Origin of the sequence: Enterococcus sp. DIV1059_2, from assembly GCF_051713685.1 — a bacterium.
Taxonomy (GTDB): Bacteria; Bacillota; Bacilli; order Lactobacillales; family Enterococcaceae; genus Enterococcus_D; species Enterococcus_D casseliflavus.
The window spans coordinates 390,060-404,959 of sequence record NZ_JBIOQK010000001.1 but is presented as its reverse complement, the minus strand read 5'-3'; the positions used below and the strand labels follow the sequence as shown (position 1 = coordinate 404,959).

Annotated in this window: 15 protein-coding genes, 1 pseudogene, 1 riboswitch and 1 other annotated feature; of the genes and pseudogenes, 6 read left to right on the top strand and 10 right to left on the bottom strand. The window is 44.5% G+C overall.

Translation table 11 applies throughout. The features are described from left to right. Positions 1-162 precede the first annotated feature (162 nt). Positions 163-726, top strand: coding sequence for a peptide deformylase (def, locus tag IGI72_RS01945; protein WP_005227211.1), 564 nt, complete (start codon positions 163-165; stop codon positions 724-726). 78 nt (positions 727-804) lie between these two features. Here the strand turns inward: def and IGI72_RS01940 are convergent, their stop codons facing one another. The 8 genes and pseudogenes from IGI72_RS01940 to IGI72_RS01905 form a co-directional block, all read right to left on the bottom strand. Continuing rightward, positions 805-2,013, bottom strand: a complete 1,209-nt coding sequence (locus IGI72_RS01940; protein WP_128432297.1) for a M20 family metallopeptidase — start codon at positions 2,011-2,013, stop codon at positions 805-807. Between the two features lie 59 nt (positions 2,014-2,072). After that, positions 2,073-2,912 carry a MetQ/NlpA family ABC transporter substrate-binding protein gene (locus IGI72_RS01935; RefSeq protein ID WP_005227209.1) on the bottom strand — a complete coding sequence of 280 codons (840 nt, stop codon included), beginning with the start codon at positions 2,910-2,912 and terminating at the stop codon, positions 2,073-2,075. Between the two features lie 52 nt (positions 2,913-2,964). Beyond that, positions 2,965-3,645: a methionine ABC transporter permease gene (locus IGI72_RS01930; protein ID WP_010748680.1), complete on the bottom strand. Its 681-nt coding sequence runs from the start codon at positions 3,643-3,645 to the stop codon at positions 2,965-2,967. Then, positions 3,646-4,722, bottom strand: a complete 1,077-nt coding sequence (locus tag IGI72_RS01925; RefSeq protein WP_010748679.1) for a methionine ABC transporter ATP-binding protein — start codon at positions 4,720-4,722, stop codon at positions 3,646-3,648. 359 nt (positions 4,723-5,081) lie between these two features. Then, positions 5,082-5,320, bottom strand: a binding site (T-box leader). Positions 5,321-5,373: 53 nt separating this feature from the next. Next, positions 5,374-5,892, bottom strand: a pseudogene (locus IGI72_RS01920) (cysteine hydrolase family protein). 11 nt (positions 5,893-5,903) lie between these two features. Beyond that, positions 5,904-6,428: a transcription repressor NadR gene (locus IGI72_RS01915; protein WP_005227206.1), complete on the bottom strand. Its 525-nt coding sequence runs from the start codon at positions 6,426-6,428 to the stop codon at positions 5,904-5,906. Continuing rightward, positions 6,425-7,273 (bottom strand): chorismate mutase, encoded by an 849-nt coding sequence (locus tag IGI72_RS01910; RefSeq protein ID WP_005227205.1) that lies wholly within the window; start codon positions 7,271-7,273, stop codon positions 6,425-6,427. The genes IGI72_RS01915 and IGI72_RS01910 overlap by 4 nt, the downstream gene beginning before the upstream one ends. 13 nt (positions 7,274-7,286) lie before the next feature. Next, on the bottom strand, positions 7,287-7,979 hold the full coding sequence (locus tag IGI72_RS01905) for an NAD-dependent protein deacylase (protein WP_271771283.1): 693 nt from the start codon (positions 7,977-7,979) through the stop codon (positions 7,287-7,289). A gap of 157 nt (positions 7,980-8,136) precedes the next feature. Between IGI72_RS01905 and IGI72_RS01900 the strand changes: the two genes are divergently transcribed. Both IGI72_RS01900 and IGI72_RS01895 read left to right on the top strand, forming a co-directional pair. Then, the gene (locus IGI72_RS01900; RefSeq protein ID WP_015508850.1) at positions 8,137-8,805 is read left to right on the top strand and encodes a response regulator transcription factor; all 669 of its coding nucleotides are present in this window, start codon (positions 8,137-8,139) and stop codon (positions 8,803-8,805) included. A 14-nt stretch (positions 8,806-8,819) separates the two neighbouring features. Then, the gene (locus IGI72_RS01895; protein ID WP_438752845.1) at positions 8,820-9,725 is read left to right on the top strand and encodes a sensor histidine kinase; all 906 of its coding nucleotides are present in this window, start codon (positions 8,820-8,822) and stop codon (positions 9,723-9,725) included. A gap of 75 nt (positions 9,726-9,800) precedes the next feature. Here IGI72_RS01895 and IGI72_RS01890 read toward each other — a convergent pair whose 3' ends face one another. Together IGI72_RS01890 and IGI72_RS01885 are read right to left on the bottom strand one after the other, a co-directional pair. Then, positions 9,801-10,562 carry an ABC transporter permease gene (locus IGI72_RS01890; protein WP_010748673.1) on the bottom strand — a complete coding sequence of 254 codons (762 nt, stop codon included), beginning with the start codon at positions 10,560-10,562 and terminating at the stop codon, positions 9,801-9,803. A gap of 1 nt (position 10,563) precedes the next feature. Further along, positions 10,564-11,481, bottom strand: coding sequence for an ABC transporter ATP-binding protein (locus IGI72_RS01885; RefSeq protein WP_438752842.1), 918 nt, complete (start codon positions 11,479-11,481; stop codon positions 10,564-10,566). A 315-nt stretch (positions 11,482-11,796) separates the two neighbouring features. On the opposite strand from IGI72_RS01885, the gene IGI72_RS01880 reads away from it, so the two are divergent. The 3 genes from IGI72_RS01880 (at position 11,797) to IGI72_RS01870 (ending at position 14,871) form a co-directional block, all read left to right on the top strand. Continuing rightward, positions 11,797-12,099, top strand: a complete 303-nt coding sequence (locus IGI72_RS01880; RefSeq protein WP_005227198.1) for a hypothetical protein — start codon at positions 11,797-11,799, stop codon at positions 12,097-12,099. A 147-nt stretch (positions 12,100-12,246) separates the two neighbouring features. Continuing rightward, positions 12,247-12,420, top strand: a riboswitch (Lysine riboswitch). 115 nt (positions 12,421-12,535) lie between these two features. Beyond that, the gene (locus tag IGI72_RS01875) at positions 12,536-14,125 is read left to right on the top strand and encodes an ABC transporter permease subunit (protein WP_016609561.1); all 1,590 of its coding nucleotides are present in this window, start codon (positions 12,536-12,538) and stop codon (positions 14,123-14,125) included. A gap of 11 nt (positions 14,126-14,136) precedes the next feature. Further along, on the top strand, positions 14,137-14,871 hold the full coding sequence (locus tag IGI72_RS01870; RefSeq protein ID WP_005227196.1) for an amino acid ABC transporter ATP-binding protein: 735 nt from the start codon (positions 14,137-14,139) through the stop codon (positions 14,869-14,871). Positions 14,872-14,900: the final 29 nt, after the last annotated feature.

Sequence of the window (14,900 nt, the reverse complement as noted above, 5' to 3'; positions counted from 1 at the left end):
ATTTCATAATTAAATCATTAATATAGAAATATCGTTTCATTTAATAAGAAAGCTTTACCGTTTAAACTTTCTTATGCCCTTCTTTCTACACTTATGGTACACTTTATTAGGAACGAAACTTGCTTTCGTCATTTTTACATAGTAGGAGGAATCACATCATCAATGATTACAATGGATGATATTATTCGCGAAGGCAATCCAACCTTGCGTGAAGTAGCAAAAGAAGTACCTTTTCCTTTGAGCGAAGAAGATATCGCACTAGGAAAAGAAATGATGACCTTTTTAGAAAACAGCCAAGACCCAGTCAAGGCAGAAGAACTTGAATTAAGAGGCGGCGTTGGTCTAGCAGCTCCTCAATTAGATATTTCAAAACGAATCACAGCGGTCCTCGTCCCTAGTAGCGACCCAGAAAAAACAGAACCTGATTTTAAAGATGTTCTATACAACCCCAAAATTTTAAGTCATTCCGTGCAAGAAGCTTGTTTGGGTGAAGGCGAAGGCTGTCTGTCCGTGGACCGTGAAGTCCCTGGCTACGTGGTACGCCATGCCCGGATCACGATCAGCTATTACGACATCAACGGCAAAAAGAAAAAAGTTCGTTTGAAGAACTATCCTGCGATCGTCGTTCAGCATGAGATCGATCATTTGAACGGGGTCATGTTCTACGATCATATCAATCAACAAAATCCTTTTTCATTGAAAGAAGGCATTTTAGTCATCGACTAACTAAAAAGTCTCTACCGACATTTTGCGGCAGAGACTTTTTTTCTATACTATTGACTATCTTCCTTCACGGTTTTGGCATTAATTGCCTTTCGCTAGGCTTTCTTGATGATCGGCTTTGATTTTTTCTAATAATGCTGGCTGCTCAAAAAGGTCTAATGCCGTCAGCGCTAAAAGTTCCGCCGCGATGGCGATCGATTGCAAGCCTTTTTCACTCTTGGCAGCGGCTTTGAATTCTTCCGAATGACCCGCAATGTAGTCATCTGAAATCGAAACGGTGGGTTGGATCGTCGGGATCACTTGACTGACATTGCCGACATCAGACGAACCAAGGCTTGTTTTGGCTTCCTTATCGATCTCATCGGCAGGTACGCCCGCTTCTTGGGCATGGGCGAAGAAGATCTCATCAAAACTTGGTGTCACGATCACATCGTCGACGGAGTTTTGGAACAAACCAAATTCATAGGTCGCTCCCGTAGCTAAAGCGGCTCCTTTTACGATGTTTTCGACTTTCTCGTAGACATCATTCAAGGTTGCTCGATTGGCAGCTCGTAAATAAAAACGACCGGCTGCATATTCTGGCACGACATTGGCTGCCACGCCGCCATCGGTGATCACACCATGAATATTGACATCTTTTGGTAAATGCAGGCGCAACCCATTGATCCCGTTAAAGACTTGCAGCAATGCTTCTAACGCGTTGATGCCTTTTTCTGGTGCAGCTGCCGCATGGGAAGCCCGACCATAGAACTTGATATCCACTGGATCATTGGCTAATGAAGCCGTCGTTTTGCCATAGCGATGGGCTGGATGGACACAAAGAGCGGCATCGACATCATCGAAGAACCCTTCACGGACAAAACTGCCTTTAGCGGAACCATTTTCTCCACCTTCTTCTCCTGGCGTCCCATAGACTCGAATCTCCCCGCCTAGCTCATCGATGAAAGGTTGCAGAGCACTGGCAGCTAAGACGGAATAAGTCCCGAAGAGGTTGTGTCCGCAGGCATGACCGATGCCAGGTAACGCATCATACTCGGCTAAAAAGGCAATCGTCGGACCCGGTTTCCCACTGACATAGCGGGCATCAAAGCCGGTGCGATGGCCTGCCACATCCTTTTTAACAGCAAAGCCTTCTTTTTCTAATTGGGCGATCAGGGCATCGGCTGAATAAAACTCATAGTTGCTGACTTCTGGGTGATTGTGGATATCTAATGCCAAGGCTTGATAAGCGGCTAAACGCTCTTGGATAAATGGTTTGATGGCTGCTTTCGTAATAGTTGCTGTTGTCATAATCAAATCTCTCCTTTTTATACATGCTTTTTCAGTTTTTTTATCAAATTACATGGTGCTTATTTTGCCCCAAAGGTTTCCCAAGCAGGAACGCTTGATCCTTTTGACGTTTCCTCGATGACTTTTTTCGTATCCTCTGTTTGGTAAGCAGCGACCACTTTTTGGTAAACTTCATTGTCTTCCTCTTCTTTACGGGCGGCAATGATGTTGACGTAAGGACGGGCCGTTTCATCAACAGGCTCTAAAAAGATCGCATCTTCGGTTGGTACAAATCCTGCATCCACCGCCATGCCGCTATTGATGACCGAAACATCGACATCCGAAAGTGCCCGGGCGGTTTGCGCTGCATCAAGTTCTGAAATTTCTAAGTTCAAACGGTTTTCTGTAATATCCGCGACCGTTGGTGTTTGTCCGGCTGCTTCATCCACTTTGATCAATCCAGCTGATTGTAATAAAAGCAATGCCCGACCACCATTGGTCACATCATTAGGGATCGCAACTTTAGCTCCTTCCGCCAAATCGTTGACATCCGTCACTTTGTCGGAATAAATGCCTAATGGCGCATTGACTGTATTGCCGATCGATACGAGATCAGTACCAAATTCTTCATTATAGTTGTCCAAGAAAAATTGGTGTTGGAATGAATTAAGGTCGATGGAACCATCAGCTAAAGCTGCATTGGGTTGATTGTAATCAGAGAATTGGACATATTCTAAATTGATGCCTTCGTCTTTCAAACGATCCTTGACATCATCCCAAACGTCGGTGTCCGCCCCGATCACCCCTAATTTCACCGTCACTTCTTCTTGGTCATTGGCTGCGGCACTGCCATTGTTTCCGCATCCTGTAATAAATAATAATGCTGCCCCTAAGACGATTGATTGTACGATTTTTTTCATTTTTGCTTCCTCCATAGACTTGCTTGATTTTTTATTTGTACGTAAGTGGTGGTCAGTGTGATACTCGTTTAATGAGTAGGTTGCTGACAAATTGACTGATAAAAACGAATACCAAGATGATCAAGGTCGCCATGATCGTGACATCGGTCTGGAATCGGTTGTACCCGCGGGTGATGGCTAAGTTGCCTAAACCACCAGCGCCAACAGCTCCTGCCATGGCGGTCAATCCGATCACATTGATCACGGTCAATGCAGAGACCCGAATGATTCCCGCCACGCCTTCTGGTAAATAGACCCGAAAAATGATACCGAAAGGACTGGTGCCCATCGCTTCAGCTGCTTCTACGACACCGGGGTCAACTTCTAGCAAGGCGATCTCGATCTGCCGAGCAAAGAAGGGGATGATCCCAGCAATCAGAGGAACCAATGCTGCTGTTTCGCCGATGGTCGTTCCAACAAGGAATCGGGTAAAGGTTCCTAGTAACGTCAATAAGATAATAAAGGGGATCGAGCGGACCACATTGATGACTTTATCGAGAAATTCAAAGAGCGGTCGATTTTCTAAAATCCCATTCGGTCGAGTTACTACCAAGACGATCCCTAACAAGATACCTAAGATGCCCGCAATCAAAGAGGTCCAAAAAACCATATACAAGGTTTGGATCGTTGCTGTCACAAATTCATCTTGGATCGCAACAACATTGGGAAAATATCTTTCTAATAAGGCAGCCATCTAAAATCCTCCTTTAATCACATTGTTTAATGGTTCTGCATGATTTTCTTTTAAAATATTGGTGTAAACTCCTTGAGCCTTCAAGTATTCTAAGGCATGTTTACGCTGATGATATTCGCCAGATAAGCTAACGACTAAGCTGCCGATCGGCACTTCTTGCAAGATCTCCACGTTGCCGTAAAGAATATTGGTGGTCACTTTGTAGCGGCTGTACAATTGGGCGATCAGTGGTTCATTGGTTTGATCGCCAACGTAGGACAGCTCCACCAGCCATTCATTTGGTGCCAAGGAAGAAAACTTCGAACTGCCAAGGATCGTTTCTAAGGCTTGGTCGATGTGCGTCGCCGTTCGGATGAAATCTTTGGTCAATGGTTTTTCTGGTTGACTGAAAATCTGAACGCTTGAACCTTGCTCGATGACTTCGCCGTCTTCCATCACTGCCACTTTGTTGCAGATTTCTTTGACGACTTGCATCTCATGAGTAATGATCACGATGGTCAAGCCGAGGGTTCGATTTAATTTTTTCAACAAAGCCAATATCTGTAAGGTCGTTTTCGGATCAAGGGCGCTGGTTGCTTCATCACAAAGCAAGATCTCTGGATCATTCGCTAACGCTCTGGCAATCGCGACCCGCTGTTTTTGTCCTCCAGATAGTTGGCTAGGAAACGCTTGGGCTTTTTCTTCCAATCCCACCAATGCTAACAGCTCGGTTACTTTTTGATGACGTTCCTGTTTGGACCGTCCCCCATATTTTAAGGAGAAATCCACGTTATCAAAAACATTGCGGCTGTCCATCAAGTTGAAGTGCTGAAAGATCATTCCGATCGTTTTCCGTTTTTCTCGCAGGGCTTTCGCAGAAAGCGTGGTCAGCTCGGTACCATTGACGACGACGCTGCCGCTACTTGGGCGCTGCAATAAGTTGATCACACGGACGAGTGTACTTTTCCCGGCGCCTGAGTAGCCCACGATGCCGTAAACGTCCCCTTTGTCGATCTCGATCGATACGTTTTTGACCGCTTGGATCGCGGGTTTCTTTGGTTGATTGAATGTTACTGATATGTCTTTTAATGAAATCATCGTCTTCCCCCTAGTTCTTGTCTTTTTCAATAAAAAAAGGCATCCTCAAACAAGTCACCTGTGACTTGTTTGAGGACGCCTTTTTGCGTGTTACCACCTCAGTTTAAGCTGTACTCGCATACAGCTCCTTTTCGAGTACGATCATACTCTAGCCAGATAACGGTCGCTACCGTCGTCGCCTTGCAAACTACTGCTCGGAACGAATCACTCCTTGGCCATTTTCTAAAAGTCGTTTGATGCTTCTTTTCAGCTACCGAAGCTCTCTGTTGAAAAAACGTGCTTTTGTACTTACCAATTCTTCGTGTGTGGTGCTATTTGATTTTAGGTATAAAAAAAGTCCTTTTACCAGCGTTTGCTAGTAAAAGGACGAATACTCGTGTTACCACCTTTTGTTTAGAAGGTTTCCCTTCCCTCAACCCAACGTCTAGTCGTGCTAGAGATTGGTGCACTTTGTAACGGTAGTGCGCATCCGTGATTGCCTACTTATCGACAATCAATCCTCCAAGGCCATTTTTCATCGCTTCTGACTTGACTCTTTCCACCAACCAGAGTCTCTCTTTGAAGTATCCGCGGTTACTTTCCTTCTCAACAGATTCATTATTCTTGTTGAAGAGTACTTTACTGGAAAATGAACGCCTTGTCAACAAGAAATCACAATTTTTTCATCTGAGGATTTGCCAAGACTTCCGCAAAGCGTCCTTGCCAGATCATTTCGTACCAATCAATGATTTCAGCTGCTGATCGTCCTCGGCTTGGATACGTCGTTGTGGCTTGGGCATACACGACGTTTTGATAACCCAGACCATGCGCGAATTTGATCGTGCCATCAAGGCAATATTCCGTCTGAGCACCAGCAAATTCGATACTACGCACTTGGTTTGTCTGTAAGACCGCTTATAGATCTGTTTGAAAAAAACTATTGGCGTGTTTTTTTCGAATCAAACGATCCGTTGGTTCATAGGCCAATGCTGGGTGCAGTTGCCATGCTTTGCTACCGTAGGGCAACGTCTCCTCTTCATGCTGAACAAAAATAACTGGTTTTTCTTCTTTACGATATCGTTGGATTCGTTGGTTGACGAACAGCAATAATTCCGACAAATGGTCAATTGTTTGGTCATTTGTTTGACAGACCCCATTTTGCAAGTCAATGATCAATAAGACATCTTGCATCACTTCACTCCTCAATTTTGATAGAGCATGCCTTTTTCTGCTAACTGTTGTTTGGCTTTTTCCAGAGCCGCAGGATCGGTGTAGCGCAACGTATGCAAGTGTACCCCATTGGTTAAATCTGAGAGCAAGCGGGCTTCTGCATGTTTGGTTTTGTTGATGAAATCAGTCACGTCTTGGTCTGTTTGAATCTGCAAATTGCCAGTGATCTCTCCATAGATCTCATGCTCAACGATGACATCGACCACTTCCACACCACAAGCGACAAAGATGCGCAATTCTTCTTCCGTTTGTTCAGGTCGATGCTGCACTGCTAGCTTACTTACATGTCCTGCCTCATCCAACAGCGCTTGCAGACGATAGCCGCGAGCCGTAGCCACAATCGCTTCACCAGCTGCTCGCAATAAGGCAATGTCCCCAACGATGATTTGACGGCTGACTCCGAGGGATTCTGCCAGTTTGCTGGCACTGATCGCTTTGTCCGCTTGCTTCAATGCCGCTAAAATGTTTTCTCGACGTGTTCCTCCATCCATACTCATTCCTCCAATTGATTCTCTTGATAGGTTTTTGAGTGGTTCATAATTGATTGAAACATAGCCAAAATCGTTTCTTCATAGGCTTGATTAGAAATCGCCTGCCGAATGTTTTCCAGCACTTTCTCTTCACGATTTTCATCTAATACTGGCAATTGACTGCTTTTCTTCAATTGTACGATTTCGTTGACCGTGCTCATACGTTTTTCCAAAAGATGCGTGAGTTGCCAATCAATGTCATCGATCGCTGCCCGCTGAACAGCCAAGGGATCTTGCTGGTTGTTTTCTTCTTCTAAATCGATCGTCTTGATGACCCGTGCTGGATTTCCCGCCAACACAACATTGTCTGGGAATGATTTGGTAACGACACTGCCAGCGCCTACCACGACATTGTTGCCTAAGCGGACCCCTGGCAAAATCGTGGCCGCACCACCGATCCATGCGTTGTCGCCAATCACGATCGGTGCCCCTAATTCTAAGCCGCTGTTTCGTTTGACCGGATGTAATGGATGAGTCGCCGTAAACAACCGAACATTGGGTGCCAGCATACAATTGTCGCCAAAGGTAATCGGGCAAACATCTAATAGCACACAGTCGTAGTTAGCATAGAAGTTTTTGCCGACAGAAATATTGTAGCCATAATCAAAGCGGACATTCGGTTCGATATAGATTCGACCAGTCACAGAGCCGAAAGTTTCTTTTAGTAACTGCTCTTTGATTTTTGTATCAGTTTCTTGGTTGATCAGGTTCATTTGTTCACGGGCATATTTTCGATCTGCCACCAATTCTGGATCTGGGGAAAAGTACAATTCGCCAGCAATCATTTTCTCTTTTTCGGTACGTTGTGTCATATCATAAACTCCTTCATTCAATTTTCTGGAAAAACGTTTCGGCTGCTGCGGTCAACATGCCATATTCATTCGGGATCGCCAATGGTTCCTTATTGATGACCAACACCTGCTGGCTGTAATCGACTAGCCCTGCAAAAGGATAGACTTGCAGCGAAGTCCCCACGACCACCGTCAGGTCGGCTTGAGCAACGGCTTGAATGGCTCCTTCAATGGTTTCATCAGTAAATCCTTCCCCGTAAAGCACGATCGCTGGCCGAATCTGACCACCGCACCCTGCATGGTGCCAATCTTGCAAATACGCTTGCCAAGGTACCGAATTGCCGCATTTTCGACAATAACAGTTGTACAAGGAGCCGTGAAAATCGATTCTTTGGTGACTGCCTGCTTTTTCATGCAAGCCATCGATGTTTTGCGAAACGACCCAGACGGTTTTCTTCGCTTGCAGCTCAGCCATTTTTTGATGAATGATATTAGGCTGTGCTTGAGGATGGTAGAGGTGCTTGACGAACTGATAAAATGTTTCCGGTTCGTTTTCTAAACAGTCATGGCTTAACAAATACTCTGGCTGTGCCACTCCTTGATAGACCCCTTTTAAGGAACGGTAATCAGGAATGCCCGATGGGGTCGAAACACCAGCCCCCGTCAAAAAGGTCACGGATGGTGCGGCGGTGACCGCTGCGATTGCTTGCTCAATAGATACCTTCATCGTTCTAACTTCCTTTATGGCTTTTCTCTTATTCTAACCGAAAAAGAACCGTTTTTGCGAAAAATCAGCCATTTTCTTTTTTAAAAGCAACTAATGCTTTTTCGTGCGGAATTGCTTATAATAGATGCAACAAATGCAAGGAGAATGGGAAAACCAAATGAAAATTTTGATTATCGAAGACAACAATGAGATCAGCGAAATGTTGGCTACTATTTTAGCAGCTGACTATACTGTCCAGCAAGCCTATTCAGGCACGGAAGGTCTGCTACTTTTTCAGCAAGATGCTTTCGACTTGATTTTGCTAGATCGAATGCTCCCTGGTAAAGATGGGACACAAGTCTTGCAAGAGATTCGCCAAACCTCCACGGTCCCCGTCATTATCTTGACTGCCTTAGATGAACCAGCCGATGTTTCCACCCTTTTGCTGGCGGGTGCCAATGATTACTTGACCAAACCCTTCAATGTCGAAGAATTAAAAGCCCGTATCATTGTTCAGTTGCGCACAAACAAACAAGCCCCTCCTGTTGCCAGCAGCCTCTCGTATAAAAACATTCAACTGTTGCCTGACTCGTTTCAGCTGCAACGAGGAGAAGCAACGGTTCAGTTGAAGAAAAAGGAGTTTGAGATTTTTTCCCTGCTCTTAGCCAACCCCAAAAAAGTTTATACGAAAGAAATGCTCTATGAAGCTGTTTGGCAAGAACCCTATTACGGTGAAGAAAACACGATCAATGTCCATATCAGCCATTTACGCAGCAAAATCAAAACACTCGATCCAGAGGAAGCGTATATCGATACTGTCTGGGGCATCGGCATCAAGCTAGCTTAAAAAGGAGGAACCCCATGCATATACTTCAGTTTTTCGCTGCCTTGATCGTTGCTTTATTGATCGGTTACTGGCTATTTTTACTGTATGATCTGAAAAAGTACCACCAACAATTAGCAAGAATCAGCGAAATCGAAACAAATCAAGAGATCCATTTGCAGACCCGAGTGCCCGCTTTAAAAGCGATCGCCTTGTTAAACAATCAGATACTTAGAAAAAATAAGCAGCAACACTATCAAATGCTGCAAGAAAACCAGCAATTGGAACAAGCCATTCAAAATATCTCTCACGACTTGCGCACCCCTTTAACGGTCGCCAGCGGCTACACACAACTGCTGCAAGCCGATACGACCCTCGACAACCAACAGCTGCAACTGTTGGAAAAAGTCAGCAGTAACCTAGAAAAAGTCGAAAATCATCTGGAACAGTTATTGACCTATCAGCGCCTCAAAGACAATCAACTGGCTTTGATCTTAGAAGAATTCGATCTTTCTCGTTTGCTGGAGGAGGAACTGCTCCAGCTCTATCCTTCTTTTGAGGAAAACCATTTATCACTGACGGTTGCGATCCAACCCAATATCATGATCATTTCAGATAAAAAAAGTTGGCAGCGTATTTTTCAAAATGTCCTTGGTAATCTGCTGGAACATGGCAATGAAACGGGAACGATCCGCTTGAAACAACAAGGAGATCGCATCGTTTTCCAACAGGAAAATCAGCTGAGGACACCGATCCAGCATCCAGAAAAATTGACTCACCGCTTTTATACGGAAGACCTTTCACGGCACAAACAGCAAGCTGGACTTGGTCTGTATATCATCGCGGCATTGACTCATGCATTAGAGGGCAAGATTCAATTGGATACAACCGAAGAGACGTTTCGTTTGACTTTGGCTTGGCAGCAGTCTGCTAAGTCCCATTAAACACTGGCTACACGGACAAAAACGCCCAACAGTCTGACCTTTTGCGGTCGGTCCTGTTGGACGTTTTTCTTTTCTTTATAATTCTTGTCTCTTAAACACCAGATGTGCAGCCAAAAGACAAAGCAACAAACTAATCAGACTCCCGACAAAAATTGGTTGAACCATTTCCCACGTTTTGAAAGTGGTCATAGTCACCATCTCTAATCCGCCTTGGAAATCCAAGTATTCTAAGAATTTCCAGGTTGGCAAAGAAAAACGTGCAATCGCAAAGCCCATTGGAATAAAGATCGTCGCCAATACGCTGACTGCTGTATTTTTAGTCAAATACAACACCAACAAGGCAAAGGATGAGGTAGCCAATAAGATCAATACAAAGCCAGCGAAATAATACACTAAGTTTTCTAGCTGAGAGATGTCTTCAAAGCCGGTACCGCCAATGATCGTTCCCGCAACAAAGCTCACTAAGCAAATAGCCAAAATTTGCAAGACAAGTACCAACGCATACACCAAGAATTTTCCAAAGAGATAGGCGGGTTTAGAAACACCGACGGTAATGATATTCTTCATCGTCCCTTTCGTGTACTCACTCCCTAAAACTTGCATCACTAACGGCAGTGAATAATATAATAGCATGGAAGACAGGCTGGTCTGGATCGCAAGAAAGCCCGTCATTTCGGCAAGACTGCCTGTGGTTTGCGTACTATCTCCCAGGGTGACTCCCACGTCACCATTTGAAACAACCGCTAAAATCACCAACAATAAAATAATTCCTTCTGTGATCCAAAAACTTTTACTTTTAGATAAACGATACAAATCTGCCCGAATAAAATTCAACATCTTAATTTCCCCCTTCACTTGTCACTAACTCTTTGAAATACGACTCTAGGTTTTCCCCTTCAAAAGAAATCTGGTCGATAGCGATCCCTTCATAAACCAATTGACGGATTAGATCACGAATCAATACATTTTCTTGGTAGATGTGGATCTTGTGGTCACTGACAACTTTATATTCAGAAATCAGCTGACTGTCCAGTAAGCGGCTAGCTGTGGCTACATCATCGACTTCTAATTGAATAAACCGTTTCGCCATCAGATCGAATTCGTGTTTGGTCATCTCTTTGATCAGACGCCCCTCACTAATGACCCCAAAGCGTGTAGCCACTAAGTACAACTCTTCTAAAATATGGCTGGAGATCAAAATCGTCATGCCGCGTTCTTGATTCAATCGTAAAAGCAACTCTCGAAATTCAACGATCGCGACAGGATCCAAGCCATTGATCGGTTCATCTAAAATTAGAAAATCTGGCTGATTCAACAAAGCAATCGCTAAGCCCAGTTTTTGTTTCATCCCTAAAGAAAAATCACGGTATTTCTTGTTGCCGATATTGGTCAAACCAACAAACGCCAGTGCTTTACTAACGGCATCAGGTTCCACCACTCCGCTGATTTTGCAATAATAGTTCAAATTTTGTTCTGCGGTCAATTGGTCGTATGCGACTGGGGTCTCAATCACATTACCGACCCGTTTCAGCATCTGGATGTACGCTTTGCCGCCTTCAACACCAAACAACTGCAGACTGCCACTGGTGGGTTGGATCAACTGCACGATCGCTTTTAGTAAGGTCGTCTTCCCAGCACCATTTCTCCCTACCAATCCATAAATATCTCCTTTGGCGATCGTTAGATCGACATCATGCAGCGCCAGCTGTTTGCCGTAACGCTTGTTTAATCCTTTGATTTTAAGAACATTTTCCATTTCTACTTCCTCCTTGCTTGCTTCTGTGATCATTCTAGCAAGCAGATCTAAATCAGCTATTAACTAATTATTAATTGATTCTTAACTCGTATTCTTTTGCAAAAAACAACTTATTTCTATTATACACAGCTGAAAATGCACCTTTCGAAGAAAATCTCTCTTTGACAGAAAACCCTCCAGCAATAAATATAGCAAACGATCATTTTGCTGCAGCTTTTGCGCTTTGTTTTTTGCCTCACAAAGAAAGAGATTCCTTCATGACAAGGAACAAAAAACGTGGTAAACTAGTCACGAATCAAAGTGAGGTGAAATACATTGGTAGCAGCTATTATTTATTGGGCAATGATCATTATCAGTTTCGGTTGGTTGGCAGTCAGCTTATATTTCTCTATCTTCTATTTAGCACGTAAAGAAAATGGCAATTTATGGGCATTTGGCTTTTTAAATGTCATCACAGCAATCATTCAAGCCATCGTCCTTGTGGTTTATCGTACCTTAGGACAAGATTGGGGCGTTACACAATACTCAAGCCTCATCTATCTAGCACTTGGCTTATTGCTTGGCTTGACAGTCATCCAAGCTGTTTTAGGCCGTGAACCAAAAGCGAAAGTCGCTTAAGGGTTCCAATAGACACTCGTAAAAACGATCCGCTTTCTCTTTGATAAAAATAGGGAAATGGTCGTTTTTTTGTTAAAAAGAATTGACATTTGGGTGCTTTTCTTCTAAACTCTGAGAATAATCAAATTAAATACGAGTACCCTTTAACATTTAGGTAGAGGTCGCGAGGTTCATTAATCCTGCTGAGTGAAGCAACACGTTTACAGCAGAGCTAGGGAACATCGCCGAAACAAGATCGGTTTTGCTTGCATCGATTTTGTTGGGCCGCAAATGAACAATTTGCGGACTGTCTTAGCTTGTCTAAGTTGCGCTATGTTTTGTGAAAGGTTTGTCGACGATGACCTGTCAACAGCCGTTTTCCAATCATGGAGTACGGCTGTTTTTTTGCTTTTTCATCCTTACCTGCTTGTCCAACTCGTGAAAGGAAAGAGATAAAATGAAAAAAAATAATTGGATCTGGGCGGTCTTCGCCCTCTGTCTAACCCTCATTCAGCTGCCCCTAACCGTGCAAGCGGATGACCAAACGCCTGCGGAACAATTCCGTGTCGGTATGGAGGCAGGCTATGCCCCCTTCAACTGGACGCAAACGACGGACGCCAATGGTGCCGTGCCGATTTCTGGGGAAGAAGGCTCGGCGTTTGCCGGCGGTTACGATGTCCAGATCGCAAAACGAATCGCTGAAGGTTTAGGCAAGGAATTAGTGATCGTTAAAACCCAATGGGACGGTCTGCCGCCAGCTTTACAGGCGGGGACTATCGATGCCGTCATCGCTGGTATGTCACCAACGGCCGAACGCCGCGAGCAAATTGATTTTACCGATCCTTACTATGAATCCGACTTGGTGGTCGTAGTACGTAAAGATGGAGCATTCGCCGATGCCAAAAGCCTCGCCGATCTTTCGGGGGCAAAAATCACTGCTCAGCTGAATACCTTCCATTATACGGTCATTGATCAAATCCCTGAGGTCCAAAAAGAACAAGCCATGCGGGACTTCTCCTCCATGCGCGTTGCTTTAGCTTCGGGCATCATTGACGGCTACGTCAGCGAACGACCAGAAGGCGTCACTGCCGTCGGAGCAAATCCTGATTTGAAGATGGTCGAGTTCGATGAAGGAGCAGGTTTTGAAACCAATCCAGAAGACGTCCAAGTAGCAGTCGGGATGCGCAAAGGCGATCCCGATGTTGAAAAAGTCAATGAGATCCTTGCAGGAATCTCTGAAGAAGAACGGGTTTCCCTGATGGATCAAGCAGTCTTAGATCAGCCTGCAGATGCCAGCGGAGAAACGGCGGATCAAGGTCTGATCGCTGATTTCAAAAAAATCATTGATGATTACGGCATGCTCTTTTTACGAGGCGCTGGCTTGACCTTATTCATCGCGATCCTTTCAACGATCATCGGATTAATCATCGGTCTTTTAGTCGGTATCTTCCGGACACTGCCGCTTTCAGAAAATCCAGTAGGACGTTTCTTCCAACGAATCGTCAACGGCCTGCTGACCATCTATATCGAAGTTTTCCGCGGTACCCCAATGATGGTTCAGGCAATGGTTATTTTCTACGGAACGGCTCTAGCCTTTGGTGTCTCCATGAATCGCACGCTGGCAGCTGTGCTGATCGTTTCTATCAATACGGGTGCCTACATGTCTGAAATCGTTCGTGGAGGGATTTTTGCTGTAGATGACGGTCAATTTGAAGCAGCTCAAGCCATCGGAATGACCCATTGGCAAACCATGATCAAAGTCGTGTTGCCGCAAGTAATGCGCAATATTTTACCAGCTACCGGAAATGAGATCATTATCAATATCAAAGATACTGCTGTCTTAAGTGTCATCAGTGTTGCGGACCTCTTCTTCCAAGGTACATCAGCCGCTGGAACGAACTTCCAATACTTCCAAACATTTGCGATCATCGGTGTGATCTACTTAGTCTTGACCATCAGTGCCACCCAGATTTTGCGCTTTGTTGAACGCAAAATGGATGGTCCCAGTGCGTATGTCAAATTAGAAGACATCAACCCGAACGAATAAGGAGGAAGAACATGTCAGCAATCATTGAAATTGACCATTTAAAAAAGAGTTTTGGCGACAACGAAGTCTTAAAAGACATCAGTTTGTCTGTTAATAAAGGAGAAGTTGTCACGATCATCGGTTCTTCTGGTTCAGGAAAATCCACACTTCTTCGCTGCATCAACTTGTTAGAAAAACCAACCAGTGGGCAAATCATCTACTTAGGTGAAAATGTGCTGGAAAAAGGCTACGACTTGCCGAAATACCGTACGCATCTAGGAATGGTTTTCCAATCCTTTAACCTATTCAACAATATGAATGTATTAGAAAACTGCGTGACGGGCCAAGTCACTGTTTTGAAACGTGATCGCAAAGAAGCAGAAGCGACTGCCAAAGAAAATCTGGAGCAAGTCGGTATGGCTCAATATGCCAACGCCAAGCCTTCCCAGCTTTCAGGCGGACAAAAACAACGGGTAGCCATTGCCCGTGCCTTATCGATGAATCCAGATGTCATGTTGTTTGATGAGCCGACTTCTGCACTGGATCCAGAAATGGTCGGTGAAGTGTTGAAGACCATGAATACGTTAGCTCATACTGGCTTGACGATGGTGATCGTTACCCACGAAATGGGCTTTGCCAAAGAAGTGTCTGATCGGGTCATCTTTATGGATCAAGGTGTCATTGCCGAACAAGGGACTCCTGAAGATATCTTTATTCATCCAAAAGAACAGCGCACCAAAGAATTCCTTTCCCGTGTGTTGAATTAATTTTCTGTCTTGAAACACTTAGCGGTCTT

Bases quoted from the DNA above. Each gene is read 5' to 3' on its own strand.
- IGI72_RS01940 (WP_128432297.1), bottom strand. From the start codon at position 2,013: ATGACAACAGCAACTATTACGAAAGCAGCCATCAAACCATTTATCCAA.
- IGI72_RS01870 (WP_005227196.1), top strand. From the start codon at position 14,137: ATGTCAGCAATCATTGAAATTGACCATTTAAAAAAGAGTTTTGGCGAC.
- IGI72_RS01900 (WP_015508850.1), top strand. From the start codon at position 8,137: ATGAAAATTTTGATTATCGAAGACAACAATGAGATCAGCGAAATGTTG.
- IGI72_RS01910 (WP_005227205.1), bottom strand. From the start codon at position 7,273: ATGACACAACGTACCGAAAAAGAGAAAATGATTGCTGGCGAATTGTAC.
- def (WP_005227211.1), top strand. From the start codon at position 163: ATGATTACAATGGATGATATTATTCGCGAAGGCAATCCAACCTTGCGT.
- IGI72_RS01885 (WP_438752842.1), bottom strand. From the start codon at position 11,481: ATGGAAAATGTTCTTAAAATCAAAGGATTAAACAAGCGTTACGGCAAA.
- IGI72_RS01890 (WP_010748673.1), bottom strand. From the start codon at position 10,562: ATGTTGAATTTTATTCGGGCAGATTTGTATCGTTTATCTAAAAGTAAA.
- IGI72_RS01875 (WP_016609561.1), top strand. From the start codon at position 12,536: ATGAAAAAAAATAATTGGATCTGGGCGGTCTTCGCCCTCTGTCTAACC.
- IGI72_RS01925 (WP_010748679.1), bottom strand. From the start codon at position 4,722: ATGATTTCATTAAAAGACATATCAGTAACATTCAATCAACCAAAGAAA.
- IGI72_RS01930 (WP_010748680.1), bottom strand. From the start codon at position 3,645: ATGGCTGCCTTATTAGAAAGATATTTTCCCAATGTTGTTGCGATCCAA.
- IGI72_RS01895 (WP_438752845.1), top strand. From the start codon at position 8,820: ATGCATATACTTCAGTTTTTCGCTGCCTTGATCGTTGCTTTATTGATC.
- IGI72_RS01915 (WP_005227206.1), bottom strand. From the start codon at position 6,428: ATGAGTATGGATGGAGGAACACGTCGAGAAAACATTTTAGCGGCATTG.
- IGI72_RS01935 (WP_005227209.1), bottom strand. From the start codon at position 2,912: ATGAAAAAAATCGTACAATCAATCGTCTTAGGGGCAGCATTATTATTT.
- IGI72_RS01905 (WP_271771283.1), bottom strand. From the start codon at position 7,979: ATGAAGGTATCTATTGAGCAAGCAATCGCAGCGGTCACCGCCGCACCA.